Below are 26,234 nucleotides of genomic sequence, written 5' to 3' on the forward strand. Positions count from 1 at the left end.
GATTTATTAAGACAATGAGAAACAGCATACAAACATAAAAAAAACTTTCCATTAACATTATCAGCATTAAAATTTATGCTATTAGGAATAATCCAGCGGTATAAACTGGCTAAGAAAAATAAAGCAGTTGTAACAGCTAATGACAAACGAAAAAACTTTGTTGCTAAATGAGGATTATCTGTTCAGATTTTTTTGTAATAACGATAGAAAATAGAGAGAAATGCGGCTGTGACAGCCGATAAGTGACGTGAACCTTGTCACACACAACCGGAATCTCAAACATTTTGCGTGCTGTTAAAAAAGCGAAAAACTCGCTGAGTCATTCGTCCGAGCCAGAGAGAACATAGCTTACAGCTATGACGCCCTATAGTGGGGCCCCAAAACAGTGCATTCATACTGAGAAAGATAAAATTACACATTTTATCTGTTACTTTATGGTTCTTTTAACCCCCATTCCCCCATGTAATACTCCCGTTGTATCCTCTAGCGTTTTATAGCGCAGAGTCACAGTCCCGAAAGCACTGACAACCCGCCCTTGATTGTTTTTTAAGCTATCAGCATTGATTAATATATTATTTGAAGTGATGACCACTCCATTAAAATTATTAACTAATTTCGCTTTAATTTTAATATCAGCATGACCATATGAACCCACAGTTTTTATCAATCCACCACTATTATAGAAATTACCATCAGTCGTCATAAGCACATCACCAATATTTGAGTGAATATACCCTTCTTTATTATTAAGGATTTTTCCCGTAATATTAATGCCAAATCTCTCTTCAGTATTAGCAAGTGGAATCGGTCTTATATTTTTTATCGTCCCTTGTTGATTATCAATTAAGGCAAAACTCCGTAATATTATGTTTCCAGAAGATATTTTCCCATGATTGTTCTTAATAAATCGGTTTGAAGATAATATCAACTTATTCGTTGCATGAAGAACCCCAGAGTTTTTTACACCACGATTCCTAGAAAATACAAAAATCTTATTGGCATACATCCCCCCCAAATGGGAAACATCAACACCTGGATTATTTTTATTACCAGATGAAGCACCCACTAATGATTTTACATTTACCTTTCCATTTATTGGTGCATAACTTATGCTATTTTTACCTATAATAGCGAGAATATCACTTGACCTTATTTCTCCTCCTACTTTTAATGAGTGAACGAAAAGGTCTAAATAAGTATCATCACTGTCATTATGTTTCAGGCCACGAGTGCCAATATCAATGACACCACTACTCACTTGGTAACCACCAAGCTGTCCTTCCCCGTTGAACACCGGTAACCCAGTGGTTAAAGTCACATAATCAATATTACTAAAATAACAACCATCACAACTTATCCCCGCAGGGTTCGCGATAATGACATGTGCTTTTTCACCGGCAACAATAAGCTCGCCATTCAATAGACTTTTATTTCCTGAAGTCACTTCATTCAAAATAACCTTTGCTGACACCGTTGTTAAATTTGGATTTCCTGTCGCACTCGAAGCAGGGAAATTATTAAGCGATACTTTATCGTATCCACTACTATTTATTACATCAAATTTCACATATTTATTGTGAGATATACCTTTATCATTGGGGGTTTGGATATTTATCGCAGTATAATTAGCTCCTCGACAATGCGCATCTAATGCCTTACAATGTGCTTCACTCCATTTTATATATATTGAAGAAACGCTAGGCTGTTGATGTAAAGGAGCATTTTTATCAACAACAATCTCAGCATATGATAATGGAATTGTGAAATATAAAAAACAACATGGTATTATCATGCCATTTTTAATATTAAGATCAGAGTATATATATGCATTAATCATTTCATTCACCTATTTTATAAAAAAATAAAGTGATTTTAATACTCAAGCAATTAATACATAACTACAACCTTAAAAATACAATATCTATATATTAATTATGTTTATCCATTATATATAAAGACTAATATTTCCAGTTCACTACGAAACCAAATGCTAGAGGGTCAGTATTTAACTCCCTCGGCTTATCGAGTGGTAAACCGATATTAAAGTCATATCCAAACTGGTGATAACTGCCCCGAATACCCAATACCCCCCCGACTAAGCGGTTACCTAATAAAAATTGCCCCCCTTTTTTACTCACTTCGCCATAATCTACCCCTACATACAATTGGCTAGCAAGACGCTGATTTACCCAAGCAATATCATTTTTTAAAAACCACCCTTGCGGCCCAGCAAGTGCCCTACCGGTAGCAAATCCGCGCACTGAGCTTCTCCCACCAATGGAAAAGTTATCCTGTATCGCAAGATTTGAGCGAGTATATTGCTGGCTAAATGTCGGTTGATAATGAAAACGCTGCTCCCCCAATATAAAAGGAATATCCAGTGAAGCCGTGAGATTAATCAGTCTGCTCGCTGAAAATGACTCTTTATCCGGTGATGGTCGTGCCCCAAACCATTGGGTGCCTTGCTGATAACTAACCTCACCGCTCATGGTCGCCCAGCGGGTATAGTAGCGATGTTGTAATCCGAGTTGCCAGTCGACGGTATCCGACCGCTGAATCTCCACTTCTGAATCAGCAAAAAAACGGTTGGATTTTCGGATTAATGCCCCAGTGTAGCCCACGGTTTTATAATTGTAACCTCGCATCAACAGCCGTTGAATTTGTATATCCAATGATCGCCAGCGTGAGTGATATTTAAACGCAGTATCGCCCATCAACAAAGACTGATAATAATCCCCACGGCTACCCGTCATACTCAATAACCAATAACCAACAGGGACGGAGTAATGTAGGGTAAGGTTACTGTTACCTTTATCATGATGATTATCCAGATCGCGCCCAGCAGAGAAATAAGCTAAATCACTTAATGATAATGGGTTATCTAAAAATAATGTTGCACCCGCACGATAGCGGCCAACAGCATAATGCCCCGCATTATCGAGAAAAGTATCGACTCGCCAAAAGCGCGATTGCTGGCGTTTCACCATAATTTGGCTAGTTAAATCCTCACGATTTAACACCACATCCATGGTCGCACTCACTGAGGGCAAACGCTGTAAATTCTCTAACCCCTGCTCGAGGTTTTGTAAATTAACCATTTCACCTAATCTACCGGGAAAGACTGTATTTAACTGTGCATAGTCATGACTGTCTTCATGATGATCAATGCCACTCAAATTGCCAGGAATTAAGGTTAGGAATAAAGTGCCTTCCACATAACTGTCTTCGGTGAAAGTCACATGTGAAGTAATATAGCCATCAGTAACCAGTTGCCATTGAAGTGTCTTGCGCAGAGATGATAACCCTTTCTCATCCAAACAATGCCCTTGAGCCTGCTTTGCCCATTGCATTAAACGCCCCGCATTAGGAAAGGCATCAATATTAATCAGCTTTACTTGATTAATAACCAAGCATGACGAATCATCTGAAGAGTCAGTTTCTGCGGGTGTAATGGGTTTGCTATCCATCAGTGCATGTTTCAGTGGAGGTATAAGATTATTTTTTAAATTTATTTGTTGTTTTTCTAATATCGCTGTTTGAGTTGGATTAGTATCCGCATAAGCCGCAAGAGGTAAAACAAACATGAAAACCAAAAAATAAAATAATACAGTCATAGCTCGTGAAATATTATAATATTTTAAAACATCTCTGGTTATTATTTTAAACTTCATGCAACACTCTCCATCTAAACTAAACCATAACTGGGTCATGCCATCAGAAAAGTTAGCCACAATACGTGGCTAACTTTTTAAAAATACACACGAATTTATTTAAATTATATTTAATACAAAGAAGTCATCTTAAATCTCTAACCGTTTTGTTTTTGTTTTCCCGATAACAGCTATATCACCATTGTTGTTATTTATCGGACTATCAAGAAGTATATTTATTTTTCCACCATCCGTCTGAATCTCGCCATTATTATTATTTAACTCCGCAGCCTTTATATAAACCGATGACCTCTTATTAATGCTACTTGCTTTTATTTTCCCGTGTATATTATTGACTATACCACCACTGTATAGCTGTACTTTCCCGCCGGTAATCTCTGCACCCAGAGAATTACGGATATTCCCTCCAGCGACCATCAGGAGTGCACCAGTTGATTTGATTCTGCGATTATTTATATCCCCTCTAGTGACCATCTGGAGTGCGCCGGTTGATTCGATATTTCTGCTATTATTTATATTACCTTCGGCGATGATGCGTATTTTATTAGCATACATACCTCCCATATCACTGACATCGATACTATCAAAATAATTAGGGGTGCTCAGATAGGCTACTAGCGGTGATATCCCCATTTTTTCACCAGGAGATGCTATTCTTATGCTATTTTTACCCGCAATAACAAAGAGATCATCCGCTTGTACTTTACCTTTTATTTTTAATGAATTAGCGAATAAATAAAGATAGGCGGGATCTTTACCTCTCCCTTTGTGATGAAGCCCGAGATGATATCCCATAGTTTTATTAATATTAATATCCCCATTCCAGACCTCAAAACCTTGTAGCTTCTTATTATTACCGAAATATGCTTCTCCTGTTGTTAGAGTCAGATGAGACATATCGGAGAATGAACACCCATTGCAATCAATACCCGATGGGTTAGCAATAATAACATGGGCATCTTGACCTGAGAGTTTTATATTCCCCTTTAAATTGCTTGCGTGCTGAGATCTTACTTCATTCAAAATAATCTTCGCTGTTGTATTTTCCAGATTCGGATTACCATTAACCTCTTTGATTAAATTATTATTCAGGATAACAACATCCTGAAAATGAGGTGCATCTAATTTAGTATATTTATTATGTGACAATCCATTTATGTCTGGTGCCTGGATATTTATCGTGGTGGTTTCACCACAACCCATGATAGAACGACAGGGGACTGGCGAGGGCGAATTTGGCTTTATTTTTATATCTGCTTGCTGTCCCGCAGGTGCGGCCTTATCAGCAATGATATTGGCGGCATGAGATACCGACATTCCACATAACGACAGCATGATAGAGAGTGGCAACACGGATAATTTCCTTCTATTATTCTCATTTATGAAAATCATATTATTCCTCTTATAGAATAGTTGATATGGTTATTATATTAGTTACATAATGGTTATCATCTTGGCCGCATTACCGATGAAACCGATATCCATTAGCGGTTTTAAATAAAACAAAGTCAATATGATTAAATACATATAATAAATTAGAAGAATAAAAAAAATATATTGTCAAAAATTAGTAATACACATGAGATAAAATAAGATTATTGATAATATAAAGATAATTTAAAATTGAATACAATGAGACTAAATGAGATGTCACCGAGAGATAAAAAGATAGGGACGAAAAAAAACCCTGATATTGCTATCAGGGTTCTTAAATTTGGTCGGCGAGAGAGGATTCGAACCTCCGACCCACTGGTCCCAAACCAGTTGCGCTACCAAGCTGCGCTACTCGCCGAATCGGGGCGCATCTTACTGCTACGCGTCTGGGCCGTCAATCACTTTTTAACAACTCACGAGTGACTGTTGTTAAAAGCATCATTCGAGCACAATCAAGCTTCAGCTTGTTTCAACTGCGGTGATTGCGCCCGCAAGAATGGCAACAAGAAGAAAGCGGATAAACAGGCAGCAATGGAAATAACCACAAAGAAACCATTCCAGTGCCAAATTTCCATAATGCGAGCAATAGGATAGCCTGATAAGGCAGCACCTAAATAGGCAAATAACCCAACAAAACCGGTAGCCGCTCCCGCAGCATCTTTATGTGAGCATTCAGCGGCAGCCATACCAATAAGCATCTGTGGGCCAAAAATAAAGAAACCAATGGCGAAGAAACATCCGGCCTGCAAGACATAACTGACACCAGGCATAATCCACAATGAGGCGACAGAAAGGAAAATACCAATGGCGAATATCAGGTTCATCGGCCCACGATTACCCCGAAACCACTTATCCGATCCCCAACCCGCGACCAGCGAACCGATAAACCCGCCCACTTCAAATAATGAAATTGCCGAGTTAGCTGTCATTAATGAATAGCCTTTCTCTTGCGTCAAATAGAGATTTCCCCAGTCATTGATCGCGGTGCGGACGATATAAACCAGTACATAGGAAGCCGCCAGCAACCAAAGATATTTATTGGTTAACACATAACGCTTTACAATTTCTTTGTTTGAAAGCCCTTGGCCTTCAGATTCTTGCACCTGTTCCATGGCATCATTACGCCATTTGCCCACACTTGGCAGCCCCATGGTGCTAGGTTTATCACGCAGTCGCCAACACATCAGCAAACCCACTACCACCCCGACGATGCCGGGGATAATCATGCCGTAGCGCCAGCTAAAGTGCAGAGAAATAAAACCAACCAGCAAGGGAATTAATGCACCGCCAAAGTTATGTGATGTATTCCACATCGCCCACCAGCTACCGCGTTCTGAGCGAGAATACCAACTGGTTAATATTTTAGAACATGGCGGCCAGCCCCACCCTTGGAAGAATGCATTAACTATCCACAAGGTACCAAACACCAGCAATGAAGAACTCATCCCGAACAGGATATTAATAATCCCGGTCATGACCAGCCCGATACCCATAAAGTAACGTGGATTTGAGCGGTCGCTGATCATTCCGGAAATAAACTTGGAACAACCATAAGTAATATAAAATAGCGTGCCTAAAATCCCAACATCTGACATTGTCAGACCCAAATCGCTGAGCATGGCCGGCATAATAAAGTTGAAGCTTTTACGGGTAAAATAAAAAGCGGCGTAGCCGATATACATCGTCCACATTAATTGAATGCGCCAGTATTTATAAGAAGAGTCAATTTGCGCTTGATCCGTTACCGCTGGTACGTTATCGCGACTTTTGAGGAAAGACCACATGTGAACCTCAGAAAATTTATCAAGTAGAGTCATCATGTCCCTCGTGCGTACAAAACCAATGAGAAAAACACCTGCAGAAAACGAGAATATTTCCTAGTTTTCATTAGCTGACAAAGAATTTGTGGGCAGGGTCACACTTAAGCAGGTACCCTGGTCCACACTAAGGCTAAAGCTTCCCCCCAATGCACTGACGCGCGATTGCATACCACGTAACCCATAACCTGGCGTTAATGTTGCCAAATCCATGCCTTTACCATTATCGCGAATGGTCAGGTATATCTTCTGTTTATCTTGCTTAGCATTAATCTCAATCCGACTGGCCCCCCCATGGCGATAGGCATTGGTGACCCCCTCCTGACAAATGCGGTATAGCGTAATTCTCAGAGTTTCATCTACCGGAGAATCATCGAGCTGCCAATTAAGCACTCCAACTACCGATTGATCCTGTGGAATAAGCTCTCGCATCAATGCCGCAACAGCGGCTGATAAAGGTAGGTTATTTAATGCTGCTGGCCATAACTTCGCCAAAATATCATGGACGCCGTCGTAAACGCGTAAAGCCAGTGTTTCTATCATGTCGGCACTGGTAGAAATTTGAGGTTGTGTGGTGAGCCGTTTGATAATACTGGCTTGGGTGCGAATAACTGTTACCGTCTGCCCGACCTCATCGTGCAACTCGCGTGCGACATCACGCCGGGCATGCTCTTCAGCCACCACCAACGCTTTGGCTAGTTCACGGTTTTCATTCAGCCGTATTTGTAATTGTTCATTCAGCTCCCGCTGCCGCTGAATACCAGCCCCAAGCAATAAACCCGTTAAACTTTGCGCTAATAGTGATAATAATAAATCACGGTGTGAATCTAACCCTGCCGGAGTAATAATCAATAACACCATGCCATTGAGCAGAGTGGCCACTACCGCCCCTTGCCAGCCATAGCGGTAAGACATAAATACAATGGGAATCGCCAGACAGAAAGGTGCAAATAAATACAAATCTGATTCGGTGATATGATGTTGTAGCCAAATACTCAGGGCAAATAGCAGCAAATACCACATTATATGATTCAAACGCAGGTTAATTGGCTTATGTATTAGCCCCGGTTCCAGTGGAGCCCAGATCTGGCGCGCCAGATAATGCCACAATAACAGGCAAATCGGCGCGATAGTAAAGCCGCCAACCAACCCCAATAAGAGTGCCATCGCCCCCTGTTGACTGGCAATTTCCCATCCCAACGCTTGTATCAACGCCGCACCAATAATGACAGCGCCCTGCATCAAGGGCCATTTCCATTCATTGTCATTTTTCTGATGGCGCAATAACCAAGGGGAGGCGAAAACAGCCAACAAGGTGGTCGCCAGCAGGAGGGGAAGAGCAAACCACAATAACTCGGGGTAGCCAAATTGATCCGTTAGCAGCCACCAGAGTAACGCGTCACCCAACAAAATTCCCGGCCAATATTGCCGTGGGCTTTGTAATAAAATACCCATACGCAGGCCAAAAGGGAATAACAGCATGGCCTGTAACGGCCTATCAACCAATACAGTGCCAACGGACCATAAACAGAAAGCGGCAGTGATATAAATAAATAATAATGCCAGCAGCATAATCAAACGCTGCATCATAGATTCAATACCTGCTTGGCTAACTCAACGTTATTACTGACACCAAGCTTGGCAAATAAGTTAGCGCGATGAACATGGACTGTTTTCGGTGACAGGGCGAGTGCCTCGGCAATATCACGCACTTCCATACCTTGCGCCAACAACACAGCAACTTCTCGCTCACGACGAGTTAAAGGATCAACCGCAACACGGGCTAATTTTTGGGCAATTTCCGGCATCAGATACACTCCGCCACTGCCCACCGTACGGACAGCATTAACCAAGTCTTCTGGCTTACAACGTTTGGATAGAAACCCCCGTGCGCCGCGCTCTAGCGCCATTTCAACTAACGCCGGACTGTCATGCATCGAAAGCATAATAACCCCCATCCCTGAGGGGAGATCTTTTAATAAATCCAATCCGCTCTCATCAGGCATGGAAATATCACAAATACAGATATTCGCCTGTAAGCCCGGTAATCCAGCTCTAGCTTGCTTCGCGGAGCTGAATTCACCCACAACCTGGATATCTTCCTCCAAAGAAAGTAATTGGGCAAAACCTGAACGCACGATGTCGTGATCATCAATAAAGGCAACACAATAGGTCACGGTATACTCCAGCTGGCGGGGATTAGGTTGAAGTATACCGTAACATTAAAGCAACATTGCGATTGGTATCAAAAATCATCCTATATCAGATTATCCTGTATTAATTCGGCTGAGTCTGCCATGTCGGAGTCTGACACCAGTTATTTTCTGCATTAATTCCGCCATCGGGTGAGGTATAGCCTAAACATCCGAGGACGGAGTCAAACAACTCAACCTGACGGTGACTTTTGCCGATGCGCTGTTCGGCTTGCAACTGCTCAAAAGCCGTGAGGTTCGCCGGTTGCGCCAGAAACTTATCTGATGCCCAAACCATCAATGGCACACGGAATTGCTCTGGCGGTGCCATCTCCCGTGGCGTGCCGTGGAAGTGGGAATTATCGTCGATAGATTCCCCATGGTCTGCAGCATAGAACACCAGCGCTTTCTTATCGCGCATTTCATCGATCACATTCGCAATAAAGGAATCGGTGTACAGCACACTGTTATCAAAAGCATTCACCAATTGCTGTTTGCTACAAAAGTCATCAACTCCCATACATTCAGGCTGATAGCGGGCATAGCTGCGGGGGTAACGTTGGGAATAGAGATAATGTGAACCTTTGGTATGCAGTATCACTAAATGCTTACCGACAGGATAGCGCCCGAGTGATTCTTTCAATTCATCAACCAGCAGCATGTCATCTACTGGCTTATCATCGTTACGTTTCTCAGAAGCAATCAATTCCCGGAACGAATAATTATCGACGTTCGCATTATTGTAGAACCACATTTCGCTTTGCATCGCGAATAATTCGGAAGAAAAACCCAAAGATTTCATCACTGCGAACACATTTTGCTCTTTCAATGTGCGCTGTGGGTTTTCTTCCGTCCCCCCTTCCCGTACAAACATGCAGCGCAATGAAAGTTTGGTCGAGGTATCACAAGATATGCCACGAAAAGCGACTAAGTTCTTTTCTTTACTTAGGCGCGGGGTGGTATCCCGTGAATACCCCAGCAGCCCCATATGGTCCCAACGGGTAGTTTCACCAATGATAAACACAACATAAGTGTCATCAATACCTGCGGGGGCAACATAAGTATGGTGTTTCGCGGGATCATACATTGTCGCCGCATCATACTTTTCGTCGTATTGTGTATAAGCGTATAAACCCAATGCTGCCAACCAGTTAGAAGGCAGATAGGAGTGAGCAACCACCCCACCATAACTCGGTAAGTCTACAGTTTTCAGTTGTTCATCCGCGTGTTGTACTTTGTCCAGATAACGAATCGGTAACCAAACCAATGCCACAACCGCCACCATCAATAATAGAGGTTTGAGGCGCTGGCCCGGCGTTCGAAACTGCTCCAGTAAGGTGAATCGTAAGGTATTCTTCCAGAGAAGTAACAAAGGTAGGGCGCTGACCACAATCATCCAAATGACAAAATGCAACCCGATGACCTCTTTCGAGAGATCAGTATCCGTGGTCAAGACGGAAATGACGATGCCATAGCCAATCACAACATTGAAAAAAGTCATGTAATAGCTGGCAGCAACAGAAATCAGCACCAAAAGGGTTGCGGCTACGCGATAAAACCACCGGCCACCGAGGGAAATGACGCGCATGACAAAGAAAGTAAACAGAATAATCGCCATCACTTCGATGATAGCAGACACGACTTTTATGCTTTGAATACCTTGGCTAAAGGTGTCAAAACGACGATAAAAGACAGAGATATTCAGGAAAACACCAATATAAACTGCCAACAACAAAGAAATACTTTGCTGGGATAAAGATTTAACTCTGTCCATATAACGCAAGGTCTCCAAAGACACTATTTGCGGTGTGAATCAATCAGACAGTGAACCCCTCCTCAGGTTCAGTGTAAAACTAATAAGCACGCTATTGATCTCAGTTACAAGAATTACCTTAACCATTTTTAGTGGTTTAGTCTTCAAATTAACGCATAGTCTAGGCAGGAGATATCTGCTTATTTATCGGTTAATGCGAGGAAAAGGAGTATATGCCCACAAGATAACTCTCATGGGCTGGCAAGTGAGGGTGATGATTTATTTGATATTCAATGTGACGTCAATATTGCCACGGGTTGCATTGGAGTATGGGCAGACAACATGGGCCTTTTTCACCAAATCTTCTGCTACGCTGCGCTCAACACCCGGCAAGCTAATATCCAGTTGAACCTCAATGCCGAATCCCGTCGGAATAGCACCAATACCGACTGTCCCTTCGATACTGGCGTCATCGGGTATTTTCACCTTTTCTTTTGATGCTACGAATTTCAGTGCCCCAAGGAAACAGGCAGAATATCCCGCAGCAAACAACTGCTCAGGATTCGTCACGGCCCCTCCTGCGCCGCCCATCTCTTTCGGGACACCCAATTTCACATCCAATACGCCATCCGAGGATGTTGCCCGGCCATCACGACCCCCCGTCGCTTTGGCTTTGGCACGATATACCACTTTTTCGATAGACATAGTGCTTTCCTTTCAGGGTCAATAAACATGAAGAGCATGTACGATTTGAAAGTATGGCACTCATTATGAAAAAGCCCCCAATTTGGGGGCTTTAGAGGCACTATTATTGAGAGAAACTGTCATTTATAAAAACAGTCATTTGGCTGGGGCGTCTATCTTGTCGTCTATCCGTTGCAACATATATGGATAGAATGGGTTCGATGAGATACGCATCAGTGAATCCAATCCAACCACCAAGACGGCCCGCTCACCGCGTGCAGCGAACGTCCCCAAACTGATACCGTATTGATCACGCGGCTCAGGATAGCGCCCATAAAGTGAGTCACTCATTGGGAATGGTAATGCCACATGAGATAACGAGAAGATATCCGGTGGATAAATCAGCCCCGTTGGCGTTGAAGTCTCATTGGTTTGACCCGCCAGTGTGGTTAATGCCACCGTTTCATTACTCTGCGGTGAAACATTACTAATAACAGTTACGCTGTAATTACGCGGTGGTGGCGGTAATAAACGGGCCAAAGCCGTATAAGAAGATGTTCTCAGTAATGGGCCGAAACTGGCGGCGCGGTTCAAGTCAAACAGCACCACTTCACTGCCATTCTTCGGCAAGTGGTTATAGAGGGCTGTAACAACAGCACGGGTACTGACCGTTGAATCCATTAATGACTGGAAAGTCAGAATTGGCGGCAGTTCATCCATTTTATTGTTTCTGGCATCACGCGCGATTTGCTGCTGTAACACAGAAGTAAGCAAATAAGACTGACGAGCAGCATTAACCGGGAATGAATTATATTTGAATGGGTTAAACTCGGGCACGATCCCCAACCAGGCCGCTTTTGCAAAGGCTGGGAAGATAGCTGGCCAACCCGCAACACCGGCAAAACGTGCGAAACTTGTTACACCAATCATTGGAGATATCAAGATAACCCGTTCAGGTTTTGCCAGTTTTGGGTCCTCCAGGGAGTCCAGCGTATATTTCATTGCCAGTGCCCCCCCGTTAGAGAAACCAACAACATGCAGCGGCAAATCAGGGCCACTTAGCGCTTTAGCCTCACGAACAGCCAGGCGGGTAGCTGCTAACCAGTCCTGCCATTCAACATCGGTCAAAGCGCCAGGTACGGTGCCATGCGCAGGTAAACGAATACCAACAGCAACATATCCACGTTGACGATAATTTTCAGCAATATGGCGCAAACTGTAGGGGGTATCAGTCAGGCCATGCAGTAATACGACCGCACCTTTAGGTTTACCATCGGGCTGCAGGATATAAGAACGGTTCCAGTCATTTTTAAAATGAGGTGGATAAATCGAGCTACCAGAATAATAGCGATTTAATGGAACCTGGGTTCTTGGTTCCAATTTCTCGGTAACATTGGTCCGAACTTCATCGAAAATCTTGTTTTCAGCTGTAATGTAATCGGCCCAATTGGCTTTATCAATTTCAGCTGCGCGCATGTCATGCGGGACAAACGTATGCCAAAGTTCAAGCTTCGGACCACGTTGTGTATCATAAATTCTTATCGCCAGTATGGTCACTGACATGACCACCAAGACCAGTATAATCCGTTTAATCCACCGCTTAATGGCTAGAGCTGTCATGGGTAATTACTCCGTAGATATATAATTTTCATTATTAAGGTCACTTTATCACCACCTGTCATGCTGTTACTTTAAACGCAAAGTATTAACTTGGTATATAGCGCGATATTAATAAAATTAACATCCAGTTCTTACTGTCAAAGAAATAGCCTTAAACAGCTTAATTCCCCGTTATCCATCTCATTTCACTATAGTATTAAATGACTCCGTTTAACTTTATTGCGGTTCTTTCGTGCCAGAACCGCCCATTTGTAGGATGGGATTCTATGAAAACGACTGAACCGATGGTCAAACAACAACCCGCGCATCAGCGAAAAGTGGATTATCTTCGTTTCCATCGCCCTCATGAGCATTTGTCTAATCCTTTCGGTAATGGTTGGTTTGCGCTGAAAGCAGAGGCCTTTGCACGTTTTTTTGGCACGCCGGTCTTCCTCGGAGCACAAACACTCATTGTCGTGATATGGATTGGGTTGAATGTACTGGGCGTGGTCAAGTTTGATGTATATCCCTTTATTCTGCTTAATTTGGCTTTCAGTTTACAGGCGGCCTATGCCGCACCGCTTATTTTGTTAGCTCAAACTCGCCAAGCGGAGCGCGATAAAGCCCATTCCGATGCCGTTGCACAACACCGTGAAGCCTTGGCTATCGCAAATGAGGAACGACAAAAGATAGCAGCCCAAAATTCCGAGATAATGCTGGAATTACTACGCCAAAATACCGAATTAACGACTCTGACTAACCAATTAACCACTCGCCTTGAGAGTATGGCGTTGGAGCTGCACCAAAAGTTGGTGCTCAATACACCACCGCGATCCCATATCTAAAAATAACTCAGGCTAAAGATAATAATAGTGTTATCAGTAGCCTGACTTGAGGTAATCACGGCTATGCTTCGCTGTTTTCCACTTGATCTGCAATAATATGAACGGGTGCTTTACGCAACCAAACCCACCAGGCAAGTGTCATTAATGTTACCCAAACCAGACCAACATACATGGCAATCCGAGTATCAGGAAAATACCCCAGAACCGCGATAATGAAAGCCATAAAGATAATAGTGAGAATCGGTGCCACTGGCCAGAAAGGCACAGGGAAAGCCAGGCGGGCAACATTTTCTTTGCTCATTGAGCGACGCATAGCCACTTGTGAGATAAGTATCATTAGCCATACCCAGACCGTCGCAAAGGTCGCAATCGAGGCAATAATCAAGAACACATTCTTCGGGATCAAATAATTCAAAATCACCCCGCATAACAGCGCTATCGCCATCACTAAAATAGTCATCCATGGTACGCCATTGCGGGTTAAACGGCTAAAGCACTTAGGTGCCAACCCTTCCTGTGCCAGGCCATACATCATGCGACCAGCACCATAAATATCACTATTGATCGCTGAAATAGCCGCGGTAATAACCACCAGATTCAGAATATTTGCGGCAGAACTTATTCCTAAACTACTGAAGATCTCAACAAAAGGACTGCCGTTTTGTCCAATACTGTTCCACGGATAAATCGCCATCAAAACAAATAAGGTCAAAACATAGAACAGTAAAATACGCACTGGGACAGTATTGATAGCACGCGGTAATACCTTTTCCGGGTCTTTCGCCTCACTGGCCGTCACCCCAATGATCTCGATACCACCAAAAGCAAACATCACTACAGCAAATGAAGCAATCACCCCCGTAATACCGTTTGGCATAAACCCTTGATGAGACCATAAATTACTGACCCCAGTGCTCTCATGACCGACACCAAAGCCAAACATCATAATGCCCAGCCCTGCCGCAATCATGACAATAATCGCGGTCACTTTTAGTAGTGATAGCCAGAACTCCATTTCACCAAAAACTTTGACTGAACACAGATTTAGCGCACCAATAAAGAAAATAATACTCAGTACCCAAACCCACTGTGGCGCATCTGGGAACCACAACCCCATATAAATACCGAACGCCGTGACATCGGCCAGCGCCACGATGATCATCTCAAAGGTATATGTCCAGCCGGTCAGAAAACCTGCCAATGGGCCAAGATAGCGGCTGGCGTAGTGGCCGAAGGAGCCGGCAACCGGATCATGCACCGCCATTTCACCCAATGCGCGCATCACCATAAATACAGCAGCGCCACCAACCAGATAAGCGAGTAATACCGCGGGGCCAGCCAGACGGATGGCCTCAGCGGAACCATAAAATAAGCCAGTGCCAATGGCGGAACCTAACGCCATGAACCGGATATGCCGGGCGCTAAGCCCGCGTTTGAGCGTGGATGAATCATTCTTCATGGTACATTCTCGCAAGATTTGTGCCCTTTCAGGCAGGAGTTCAGAGAGGGTGATTCCGGTTACCGGAATCACCTACACATCACTGTTTTGTAGTGATTATTATTTATTGAAACTAATGATTTATTAAAGGCTAGGAAGTAGATGCGGGGGCATCAGTTCATTCATATGAAGCTGAGCAATTAGCTGGCTTGCAGCTTCAATATCGGGAGCAAAAAATCTATCTTTTTCGTAGTAAGCCACATGTTTACGCAGTAACAAGCGCGCAGGTTCCAAAGTCTCTGATGTTTTTAGGCCTTTTCGCAGATCCAGCCCCTGGCATGCTGCCAACCACTCAACAGCCAGAATGCCGCGCACATTTTCCGCCATTTCCCACAAACGCTTACCGGCACGCGGGGCCATAGAGACATGGTCTTCTTGGTTCGCCGAGGTTGGGATGCTGTCAACACTTGAGGGGAATGCCAGCCCTTTATTTTCGCTGGTTAGCGCTGCCGCCGTAACTTGCGCAATCATAAAACCAGAGTTTACCCCGCCATTTTCCACCAGGAATGGTGGTAGCTGCGACATGTGTTTATCCATTAATAGCGAAATACGGCGCTCTGATAATGAGCCTATCTCCGCCAGTGCCAGCGCCAGATTATCTGCCGCCATAGCAACCGGTTCAGCATGGAAATTCCCACCAGACAACACATCGCCCTGCTCAGCAAATACCAATGGGTTATCTGACACCGCATTCGATTCAATCGCCAAAACTTCAGCTGCCTGTCGCATTTGGGTCAGACAAGCCCCCATAACCTGTGGCTGACAACGCAGAGAATATGGGTCTTGAACTTTGTCACAATTACGATGAGATTCAGAGAGTTCACTGCGCTCGCCAAGCAGATGACGGTAAGTACTGGCAGCATCAATTTGCCCACGTTGACCTCTAACGGCATGGATACGGGCATCAAATGGGCTACGAGAACCTAATGCTGCTTCCACCGTCAAGCTACCAAAGACGGAGGCCGCTGCATAAAGGTCTTCAGCTTCAAATAAACCGCGCAAAGCATACGCGGTGGAAACCTGAGTACCATTGAGGAGCGCCAGCCCTTCTTTGGCTGCCAATGTCAGCGGCTGCAAACCTGCTTTAGCCAGTGCCGTACCTGCATCCAGCCATTCGCCCTGATACCGAGCTTTACCTTCTCCAAGCAGTAGTAAACTCATGTGTGCCAGCGGAGCTAAATCACCAGAAGCACCCACGGAGCCTTTTAGTGGAATATGCGGATAAACTTGTGCATTAACTAATGTTATCAACGCTTGAATGACTTTAAGTCTGATACCTGAGAACCCACGTGCCAAGCTATTGATTTTCAATACCATAATCAAACGTACAATAGCATCATCATTGGGTTCCCCAACACCTGCGGCATGGGAAAGCACAATTGAGCGCTGTAGGTTTTCCAAATCCTCCGTTGCAATACGTGTCGATGCCAACAGGCCAAATCCGGTATTGATACCATAAGCTGTGCGCTTCTCTGCCAATATGGCTTGCACGCAATCCACACTTTGCTGAATAGGTGCGTAAGCACTTTCATCCAAAGTTATCTGTACGGAATGCTGATAAATATGTCGCAAATCAGCCAGAGTCATCTGGCCAGGGCGCAGTATCATTGTTGTTTTCATGCTTTCTTCCCTTGAGTTGCGGCAATCATTGGTAGATTAAGGCCTTGTTCTTGCGCACAATTAATCGCGATATCATAACCCGCATCAGCATGACGCATCACACCAGTTGCCGGGTCATTATGTAAGACTCGTGCAATACGTTCGGCCGCATCGTCGCTGCCATCACATACCACCACCATGCCTGAATGTTGCGAGAAGCCCATTCCCACACCACCACCATGGTGCAGTGATACCCAAGTGGCGCCACTGGCGGTATTCAGCAATGCATTGAGTAGCGGCCAATCCGAGACAGCATCAGAACCATCCTGCATAGCTTCGGTTTCACGGTTAGGGCTGGCAACTGAGCCGGAATCCAGATGGTCGCGGCCAATGACAATCGGCGCTGACAATTCACCACTTCGGACCATCTCATTAAAAGCCAAGCCTAATTTAGCGCGCTGGCCCAAGCCAACCCAACAAATACGCGCGGGTAGCCCTTGGAAGCTGATGCGCTCACGGGCCATATCTAGCCAGTGGTGTAAATGTTCATCATCCGGGATAAGTTCCTTGACCTTCGCATCCGTTTTATAAATATCGTCGGCATCACCAGAAAGCGCCGCCCAGCGGAATGGGCCAATCCCACGGCAGAATAAGGGGCGAATATAGGCAGGAACAAAACCTGGGAAATCAAACGCATGGGTAACACCCATATCTTGAGCCATCTGGCGAATATTATTGCCATAATCAAAGGTCGGGATGCCCATATTGTGGAAAGCCAACATCGCTTTGACATGTTCGGCCATTGAAGTTTTGGCGGCATTCACCACTAACGCTGGCTCGCTTTGGGCTCGTCGACGATACTCTTCCCAACTCCAGCCAGTCGGCAAATAACCATTCAGTGGATCATGAGCACTGGTTTGGTCGGTCACCATGTCAGGGCGAACCCCACGGCGTACCAGCTCAGGTAAAATTTCGGCGGCATTGCCGCATAAGGCGATAGAAACAGCGGAGCCGGCAAACGTATATTTTTTAATCCGTGCCAGCGCATCATCCAAATCAGTTGCTTGTTCATCGACATAACGGGTTTTGAGACGGAAATCGATACGGCTTTGCTGGCACTCAATATTCAGCGAACAAGCACCAGCTAAGGTTGCCGCCAGCGGTTGCGCGCCGCCCATACCGCCCAAGCCCGCGGTTAATACCCAGTGCCCTTTCAAGCTCCCGCCAAAGTGTTGCCGACCCGCCTCGACGAAAGTTTCATAGGTACCCTGCACAATGCCCTGGCTACCAATATATATCCAACTGCCCGCAGTCATTTGGCCGTACATAGCCAAACCTTTGGCATCCAGCTCATTAAAGTGTTCCCAATTCGCCCAGTGTGGAACTAAATTAGAGTTAGCAATCAATACCCTAGGTGCATTACTGTGAGTCTTAAAGACACCCACGGGCTTGCCAGACTGAATCAGTAGAGTTTCGTCATCATTCAACTGAGTGAGACTTTCCACAATTTTGTCATAGCATTCCCAGTTACGGGCCGCACGACCAATACCACCGTAAACTACTAATTCTTTTGGATTTTCGGCCACATCGGGATCGAGATTATTCATCAACATACGCAGCGGGGCTTCGGTCATCCAACTTTTAGCAGTTAGTTTTGTACCACGCGAAGCTCGAATTTCAGTATCACGGAATCTATTTTGGGCAGTCACGGCAATTTCCTTCAACCAGTTTTTCAGGTATCAACGACATTACTTAGTTTTAATATTTATTAACATATACTCGTATAGACAAGTACAATCAAGCGCCAAAAAAACTGTAATAACCCACCACAAACCTAAAAAAAGATGACATTAATAATGTTTAAAATTAATCAGTTATAAGATTTCTTATTGGCCATTAAGACAAGGTGGGAGAATTTTCGACGTGGTTTTGCCGATAAAACCAGCATAAAATCGGTCTGTTTTTGCGCACGGAGTCACATATATTTCACACTAATTTTACATTGTGACATGCAAAATGCGCGATATGTCGCCATCGCTTAATCACATTTCCATCACACTTCCCCGACCCAATATTCATATTCGTCAGATAAATGTGATCAACTCCTGATTATTATTTGGTCTCCTGAATGACTACTTCTGCATTACTGAATGCAAACGTTGTCATTGAGATAGGAATTGCCAATACAATTGATCTTGCAAAGAAATTCGCTCTTTCTGCTTCAACTGTATCGCGCACTCTGACCCGGCCCGAGAAAGTCGCCGCAGCAACCGGTGAGCGCGTGATGAAAGCTATCGACGAGCTGGGTTATGAGGCTAATATTTTTGCGCGTAATCTTCGCCAAGGGGAATCGCAAGTTATTGATTTGGTGGTATCTGATATTCTCAATACCCGCCATCTGCTGGAATTAGAACACACACGGATCGCCTATATTGGCGGTTATCTCACTGGTGCTTAGTTTCTATTTCATGTCGATAATGTTCTCAACTATCTTTGCTCTGGGTATTTTCGGCTTGGGCGAACAAACCAAAAAAGCCTCTCCCTATATTGTAATGTCAATTGTGGGTGGAGCCGTGATGCCATTGCTCATGGACGGCATTGCTGATGCCTATTCAATGGCTCAGGGCTTTATCATGCCATTAGGGTGTTTTGTTATTATTGGGTTGGACGAGTTATTTTGGACAAAACTACATGCACAAAGCATCAACCAAAGTAATGGCTAAAAGTTCATTGTAATAGAAAGAAAAGTTATTATTTTTAGCATGTTAATGCCACCGACAAGATTCATTCTTGTCCGGTGGTTTCACGGATATATCACCATTTTTTTGTCAGAATAAAGCTCATTTACAGATTATAAATGGCAGAACATATCCATGCATCTAAGGTTGGTTTGTGCCAACTGTGATGGGTAGAAACTCTCGCCGAGTAGAGTAAAACCATTTTTTTCATAAAATGCCGATGCATTCGGTGTCGAGGAAAGGGTTAATTTTGTGAATCCTCGATCTCTGGCTTCCTGCTTGATAGCATCCAAAATCCGAGATGCCAAACCACGGCCTTCAAATTCTGGTAAGGTGAAAACTGCTTCGACACTACCGGATGAAAGATCTAAAAAACCTGTAGCAATAGCTACTTGGCTGATCGAATCATTAATAACAAAAAATGGATTACTCGCCACAGCCTTGGGATACCCCTCGGGCATCTGATCCGGTGTCCATGCGGTTAGTGTTTTCTCATCGTACACATTTCGACACCCATGTCTGATAGCCTGATTCCTAACCCACCATAATTGCTCGGCTTCACTCGGTGATGCTAACCTGACCTCCATCCACCCTCCTGTTTTTATTTGGTATACCCGTGGCCCCAAAATGATAAAAGCCCCGACTACACGAGTTAGTCAGGGCTTTTAAGGTACTACACATTTAAAATTAAACATTAATCAACTTAATAACGTAATACATATCTTGGTACTTTTTATAAAGATGTACATGTTTTTCAGGAATGTTTTCGTTTAAAACTAACTCTTCCCTCCAATATATTAACTGAATGGTAACATTCCCAGTTTATTACATTTAGCCATGCTTTTGATAACACTGGCTAAATCAGTACATCACCCTCGCGATATATACTCTTTGTTACGTGGCTTTACTTTCGTCGCGATATCCTCGATCTCATACTGATGCACACAAATCGCGAACATTACTATTAACAACAAAGCCTTACATCATCGCGTATCGTCCACAAAATGCGATTAAACAGATTTACTACATGGCCTTAAAGCATCATCGCATGAGTCAATTATAAGAAAACTCATAACGAATCTCACATAAAAAAATATTTCGTGACCTTTATCGCATTATTTCAAATTCGCTACATGGACACCGGTTAAATAAAAAGTTATCTACTCATTGCACCGGTGTTGAATTCCAATCTACGTGTTCTATATCAGATGTCAATACTGTTTTTAAGCACATGTCTTTATTATCAGTATTATTGAATTTTTATGGCTATTTATTGATTTAGACCGGTATAAAACTACCTATGATCAAAGGAGCATGTCGATAGAAGTATTCGGTCATAAGTGCATTTCAGTACGACAGGCATGGTGACTGTAAGCCATCAGGCAGATATCCGCGACTGCACTGCTGACTGAGGTGCTTGTCATATTTGAATTAGTCTATGCCCCCAATTCCATCACGTATCATGGTAAACGGGTCACATCATTGAACAACGCACGTTTTACTAATCGTAGGCATAACTATAATTATAATAAAAATCTCAACTCATTTATAATCAATTATCTAATAAGAAGAACTATAAGATGATTTGAAGCAAGGCATAAGTAACAATATTCTCTTGATAATCAATCATTAGAGATTAAAATCTTTGAAAGAGGACTGAATATAACTAGCGCTTTAGATATCGGCAATAACAGTTATTGTTTATCTCGTCTTGGGTAATCATATGAAGTTGTTCGATGAGAGCGAGGGGCAGTGAATTAACTCTGCGAATCCCAAGAAATAACGATTTACGGAGATAGCATGACAAATTCAGCAATGATAGTTGATGACCACCCAGCCATTCATGAAAAATCGTCACAAAGCAAAGATTTTTCAACTACTTATGAGTCAGTCGATAGCAATAAAGCTCTCGAAACATTAAAAGACAATACTATTGATCTGGTTATTATCGATATTGAATTTCCAAACTTTGATGGTTTTTTATTGCTAAAAAAACTGCAGCAATGTGGTTTTACCGATAAATCATTATTATTTTCCGCTAAAAATGAGCATTTTTTTGCAGTGCAAGCACTACAGGCTGGTGCAAGCGGTTTGATTAGTAAAAATATCAGTGAAATTCTTTTTTCCGCACAGAATGTATTACGTGGATATTCTTTATTCCCATCTGAAACTTTGAGTCAATTAGCCGGGCAGCCTTCAAGCTATAAGCTATAAGCTCATCAATGGGACTCGCGTGTTGTCAGAATGGGAAATTAATGGTTTTGCTGATCTGACCAATGGTCTGGAAAATAAACAGATTAATGATGAGATATTTATCAGTAACAGAACTGTCAGTACCAATAGGATGCATATCCTAACTAAATTAAGGCTAAATTCTGTCATTAGACTGCCTGTGCCCATACCTATAATTTGCTCTAGTTCAGCAATCTCTGCTTTACCGCGCAGGATATTATCGCTACATCGTTGGTTTTCTTTACGCATTTTACTGTGTTGTTTAATGTTACTTAGCGGGCAACTTCATGCTGAAACCAAGATGGCGAGCCGTCAGGGGTGTGATGCCGGTCAACCATTGACAATACACAGCATTGCGAACAGTTACAGTGAAGACTTATTACTTCCTCCGCCCACGGACACCCGTCAAGCAAGCACCCGTACAGTAAAAGTGGGCGTGGTTATTGATGCTAATAACCCTTTTATTGTTAATCGTGATGATAATGCCATTGAAGGCATTGTCGCTGATTATCTAAAAATCATCAGTGATGCCAGCCAACTCTCTTTCCAGATGATTGGTTATTGTGATTACGGCTTAGTATTGAATGCATTGGAAAATGGTCAGGTAGATTTAATGGCCGGCACCCCGATGCCCATTCAACCAGGGATGATTGCTTCCCATGCCTTCTTTACTAACCGACATGTGGAAGTTCGCAGTAATAATTGGGACCCCACTAAACGCACCCATCCGGAAACCGTGGCCATCGTGAATAACGAGCCTCTCTCACCGGAGTTTTTGTTTAACTATCATGCGGATAAAACTGCCGTATATCCTAACCAATTACAAGCGTTGCTGGCGGTTGCCTATGGTAATGCCGATGTGTTTGTCACTAATGCCACATCAGCCAACTATTTAATTGACCAATTACAGCTGCTGACACTGCAAATTCGTAACTTTGCCCCTTATCATTCGGCCCCTTACACCTTCCTGGCACTGGAAAAAAATCAAAAACTGATTAATGACATTAATCAGATTCAAGAGTTACTGTCCAGCCGGGCCACGGGCGAGATTCAACAGCGCTGGTTTGGCAGTAAGCATCATTACAATATTGATGCCAAATTACTGTTGACGGAACAGGAAGTTACCTGGATTCAAAGCCATCCTGTGGTGACCTATGTGGCACCACAGGATCTGGCTCCATTGGTTTTTCGTGATCGCCAAACTGGCAAGATAGCCGGTTTTTCTGTCGATTTGATTGATATTATTGCGCGCCAAACCGGGATTAAATTTGAGCCGATTTACACCCAAGATACCGGTGAAGGTATGCGGAATTTTGTTGACGGAAAAATAGATATGCTGCCGATTGTCGCGGTACGCAATGGCCAATACGGCAGTAACCTTTACTCCTCATCCGTCGCTCAATCTTTGTGGGGCATATTGACGCGAGAAGATCGCAAAGATATCAACAACGTAGCAGATTTGGCAGGAAAGCGGGTCGGTATACCTGCGGGCAGTACCTCCAGTGGAACCATTAGCAACCCTCTTTTAGCTCAAAAAATCACCTTTGTAGAAGCACCCGACACCATAACGTTGGTAAATTGGTTACAACAAGGGAAAGTCGATGCGATTATCAAGATAATGATGACCGCTAACTACCTGTCAGCACAGAACTTTACTCCTAATATTAAAATAGTCGCTGTTACCGGAGAAGAGCCATTGATGATGACATTTGCCATCAATCCGGCACTGCCTGAATTAAAAACCATCATTGATAAAGTCATTGAATCTATCCCACCGGAAGAGTTAGACAATTTGATCAGTGAATGGAGTACATTCAAACCTAAACCAACCTCCTTTGATAATAATTATTTAGAAAATGAATGGCTAATACCGGCGCTGAAAATAAGCTCCGGCCTACTGCTGGTTTTCGGCTTGTATCTTTGTTATCTGGTGTTCAATAAACGCCGCCAGGCCAAGTTGTTACAGGCTCGTTTGCGGCAACAAGAAACCATTATTAATGCCCTGCCATTTGCCGTTTTTATTCGCACCACAAATGATGAGTTAGCCGTTTATAACAGCCACTTTGCCAATGCCCATCAAGATAAACTGAATGGCATGCTCAATCAGAAAACTGAGCAAGCCCACTGGCCAATGACCAATCTACTGAATCGCGAGATAGATAAGTATTGTCGTTATGTCTTACAAGATAGACAGCCCCAAATGGTGGATTTGTCTATTGAGATAAACGGTGAGTTACGCGATATCTTCCTGTGGATTATTCCGCTAGATAATGCAGAACGCAGCCTACTCGGTGGCTGGCTGAATATCAGCCAACGCAAAACTGTTGAGCGCGAACTGGAAGCTGCCCGTGTCGAAGCTGAAGGTGCTAACCGCACTAAGAGTACGTTCCTGGCGACGATTAGCCATGAACTGCGCACACCAATGTACGTCATTATGGGATTGCTAGAGCTGGAACTACGCAGCAACAAGCCGGTGGATAAAAAGACGCTGGCAACGGTGTCTAATTCTGCTCAATCTTTGATGCTGTTGCTCGATGACATTATCGACTCCGCCAAAATCGAAGCCGGGCAACTGAGTGTCCACCCCGCTGTCGTTAATTTCAGTCAAGAAATAGAGCAAATCTTCTTGATTTATCGACCTATTGCCGATGAACGCCATCTAAAGCTCTCAAGCTGGCTGGATCACCAAATCCCTGATTTGGTGATGGTGGATATGCTGCGCATGCGCCAGGTGATGGGAAATCTATTAGGCAATGCTCTGAAGTTTACCGAACAGGGTGGAGTATCAGTGGATATCACCTGGGAGGCCATTGACGAGAAACATGGCGTAATGAATATCGATATTACGGATACCGGTATTGGTATTTCCCCTGCGGCGCAGGCCACATTATTCCAGCCATTCAGCCAAGCCAATGAGGGTAAATCACCGCGTTTCGGGGGGTCTGGTTTAGGGTTGTGGATCTGTCATCAATTGATTCACAAAATGGGTGGAGAAATAACATTAGAAAGTCAGCTTGGCAAAGGAACCAGCCTGTTTGTCACATTGCCACTGGAGGTGGCGACTGCAATTGATGTGCTACAGGACTCAACCCTTGTGCATGCAGATGAAATGCAACTTAATCAATTGAAAAACTTGCGTATTCTCGTGGTAGATGATTTACCCGCCAACCGTCAGTTACTTCAACAGCAGTTAGTTTTTATCGGTATTGAGCAAGTTATGAGTGCCAAAAATGGTGCTGAAGCTTGGCAGATATTGCAGCAGTATAGTTTTGATGCCGTCATCACAGATTACAATATGCCGTTGATGAATGGCTATGAACTGGCCACCCATATCCGAAATAGAGCCGCCATGAAAGATATGGTTATCATCGGTTGCACCGCCGATGCGCGGGAAGAAAGTACCACTCGTTGCATTGAGGCCGGTATGAACGATTACATAGTGAAACCCGTGTCTATTGATACACTGCGTACCACCCTACTTCGCCAGGAAATTATTATCAATAATATGGATATTATTCATCATCACACCGTCATTGATGTCACCGCACAAGATAATCCATATCAAGAAGTGATAATGGCGGCTGATAATAAAAAACAATCCCCCCTTATAACGGCGCAGAAAAAGCTAAAATCACTCTCAAGGGGCAATAGCGAGGTGGAGTTGAAGTTATTGCAATCATTGCTGGAGAGTAATGTGCAAGATACTGCGGTGCTGACACAACTGTATACGCGCCTTACTGTCGATAAAGACAACATCATTTCTGCTGATATTTATAAAGAAATGGCGAGCTTGGTTCATCGAATTAAAGGCGGTGTACAGCTGATTGATGCCCTGACACTGGTGGAAAGCTGTATTAAATTCGAATCCCTACTACGCGCGCAGGATAAATATGCTGTCATTATACATGGCATCGATTACCTAATGTTATTGACTGTGACAAACCAATTATTAGTAGAATTAATTGCCTCATACACAGAAATAGTGAGTTCGCCACAATAGTGCAATGACCTAATCAAACAGGACACTTTGTTAGAGAGATAATAAACAACACTAACGAGTTGAGAATGCGAAGAAAAGCGTTTTTCCATCAGTTCAGCCAAGAATGTGTCCATCTGATGCTTCATGGTCAGGCTGTTGGAATGGTGAATACTTGAAGCCGGTATACCCCACT

Annotated in this window: 17 protein-coding genes, 1 tRNA gene and 1 pseudogene; 5 read left to right on the forward strand and 14 right to left on the reverse strand. The window is 43.5% G+C overall.

From position 1 onward, the window contains the following. Window positions 1-427: 427 nt before the first annotated feature. The 10 genes from DXZ79_RS19910 to DXZ79_RS19955 all read right to left on the reverse strand — a co-directional run bounded on the left by DXZ79_RS19910 (window position 428) and on the right by DXZ79_RS19955 (window position 13,171). Window positions 428-1,837 (reverse strand): two-partner secretion domain-containing protein, encoded by a 1,410-nt coding sequence (locus DXZ79_RS19910; RefSeq protein WP_050291872.1) that lies wholly within the window; start codon window positions 1,835-1,837, stop codon window positions 428-430. Between the two features lie 121 nt (window positions 1,838-1,958). Continuing rightward, entirely contained in the window at window positions 1,959-3,671 is a 1,713-nt protein-coding gene (locus DXZ79_RS19915) for a ShlB/FhaC/HecB family hemolysin secretion/activation protein (protein WP_120011566.1), read from the reverse strand. Window positions 3,672-3,800: 129 nt separating this feature from the next. Beyond that, window positions 3,801-5,063, reverse strand: coding sequence for a two-partner secretion domain-containing protein (locus tag DXZ79_RS19920; RefSeq protein WP_120011567.1), 1,263 nt, complete (start codon window positions 5,061-5,063; stop codon window positions 3,801-3,803). Between the two features lie 323 nt (window positions 5,064-5,386). Further along, window positions 5,387-5,463: transfer RNA gene (locus DXZ79_RS19925), tRNA-Pro, on the reverse strand. Window positions 5,464-5,557: 94 nt separating this feature from the next. Beyond that, a complete protein-coding gene (gene uhpC / locus DXZ79_RS19930) occupies window positions 5,558-6,889 on the reverse strand; it encodes an MFS transporter (RefSeq protein WP_038639936.1) in 1,332 nt (443 codons plus the stop codon). A gap of 93 nt (window positions 6,890-6,982) precedes the next feature. Beyond that, window positions 6,983-8,512, reverse strand: coding sequence for a signal transduction histidine-protein kinase/phosphatase UhpB (uhpB, locus tag DXZ79_RS19935; RefSeq protein WP_038637493.1), 1,530 nt, complete (start codon window positions 8,510-8,512; stop codon window positions 6,983-6,985). Next, entirely contained in the window at window positions 8,509-9,099 is a 591-nt protein-coding gene (gene uhpA, locus DXZ79_RS19940) for a response regulator transcription factor UhpA (RefSeq protein WP_120011568.1), read from the reverse strand. Before uhpA ends, uhpB begins: the two co-directional genes overlap by 4 nt. Before the next feature lie 100 nt (window positions 9,100-9,199). Continuing rightward, window positions 9,200-10,888 carry a kdo(2)-lipid A phosphoethanolamine 7''-transferase gene (eptB, locus tag DXZ79_RS19945; RefSeq protein ID WP_120011654.1) on the reverse strand — a complete coding sequence of 563 codons (1,689 nt, stop codon included), beginning with the start codon at window positions 10,886-10,888 and terminating at the stop codon, window positions 9,200-9,202. A 258-nt stretch (window positions 10,889-11,146) separates the two neighbouring features. Then, entirely contained in the window at window positions 11,147-11,572 is a 426-nt protein-coding gene (locus DXZ79_RS19950) for an organic hydroperoxide resistance protein (RefSeq protein ID WP_038637498.1), read from the reverse strand. 135 nt (window positions 11,573-11,707) lie between these two features. Next, the gene (locus tag DXZ79_RS19955; RefSeq protein ID WP_038637502.1) at window positions 11,708-13,171 is read right to left on the reverse strand and encodes an alpha/beta hydrolase; all 1,464 of its coding nucleotides are present in this window, start codon (window positions 13,169-13,171) and stop codon (window positions 11,708-11,710) included. Between the two features lie 266 nt (window positions 13,172-13,437). Between DXZ79_RS19955 and DXZ79_RS19960 the strand changes: the two genes are divergently transcribed. After that, a complete protein-coding gene (locus tag DXZ79_RS19960; RefSeq protein ID WP_120011569.1) occupies window positions 13,438-13,995 on the forward strand; it encodes a DUF1003 domain-containing protein in 558 nt (185 codons plus the stop codon). A gap of 61 nt (window positions 13,996-14,056) precedes the next feature. Here the strand turns inward: DXZ79_RS19960 and DXZ79_RS19965 are convergent, their stop codons facing one another. From DXZ79_RS19965 to hutU, 3 genes are all read right to left on the reverse strand, one after another. After that, on the reverse strand, window positions 14,057-15,454 hold the full coding sequence (locus DXZ79_RS19965) for an amino acid permease (protein WP_120011570.1): 1,398 nt from the start codon (window positions 15,452-15,454) through the stop codon (window positions 14,057-14,059). 123 nt (window positions 15,455-15,577) lie between these two features. Further along, window positions 15,578-17,113 (reverse strand): histidine ammonia-lyase, encoded by a 1,536-nt coding sequence (hutH, locus tag DXZ79_RS19970; RefSeq protein ID WP_050291873.1) that lies wholly within the window; start codon window positions 17,111-17,113, stop codon window positions 15,578-15,580. After that, window positions 17,110-18,801, reverse strand: a complete 1,692-nt coding sequence (gene hutU, locus DXZ79_RS19975) for a urocanate hydratase (RefSeq protein WP_120011571.1) — start codon at window positions 18,799-18,801, stop codon at window positions 17,110-17,112. The genes hutH and hutU overlap by 4 nt, the downstream gene beginning before the upstream one ends. A gap of 419 nt (window positions 18,802-19,220) precedes the next feature. Between hutU and DXZ79_RS19980 the strand changes: the two genes are divergently transcribed. Both DXZ79_RS19980 and DXZ79_RS19985 read left to right on the forward strand, forming a co-directional pair. Next, window positions 19,221-19,550, forward strand: coding sequence for a LacI family DNA-binding transcriptional regulator (locus tag DXZ79_RS19980; RefSeq protein ID WP_038637514.1), 330 nt, complete (start codon window positions 19,221-19,223; stop codon window positions 19,548-19,550). After that, a complete protein-coding gene (locus tag DXZ79_RS19985) occupies window positions 19,525-19,815 on the forward strand; it encodes a hypothetical protein (RefSeq protein WP_235202963.1) in 291 nt (96 codons plus the stop codon). The genes DXZ79_RS19980 and DXZ79_RS19985 overlap by 26 nt, the downstream gene beginning before the upstream one ends. A 128-nt stretch (window positions 19,816-19,943) precedes the next feature. Here the strand turns inward: DXZ79_RS19985 and DXZ79_RS19990 are convergent, their stop codons facing one another. After that, a complete protein-coding gene (locus DXZ79_RS19990) occupies window positions 19,944-20,417 on the reverse strand; it encodes a GNAT family N-acetyltransferase (protein ID WP_038637519.1) in 474 nt (157 codons plus the stop codon). Between the two features lie 1,213 nt (window positions 20,418-21,630). On the opposite strand from DXZ79_RS19990, the pseudogene DXZ79_RS19995 reads away from it, so the two are divergent. Both DXZ79_RS19995 and DXZ79_RS20000 read left to right on the forward strand, forming a co-directional pair. Further along, window positions 21,631-22,219: pseudogene (locus DXZ79_RS19995) on the forward strand (response regulator); the annotation flags it as partial. 108 nt (window positions 22,220-22,327) lie between these two features. After that, window positions 22,328-26,062: a response regulator gene (locus DXZ79_RS20000; RefSeq protein ID WP_162928763.1), complete on the forward strand. Its 3,735-nt coding sequence runs from the start codon at window positions 22,328-22,330 to the stop codon at window positions 26,060-26,062. Window positions 26,063-26,234: the final 172 nt, after the last annotated feature.

The organism is Yersinia rochesterensis (assembly GCF_003600645.1).
GTDB lineage: Bacteria > Pseudomonadota > Gammaproteobacteria > Enterobacterales > Enterobacteriaceae > Yersinia > Yersinia rochesterensis.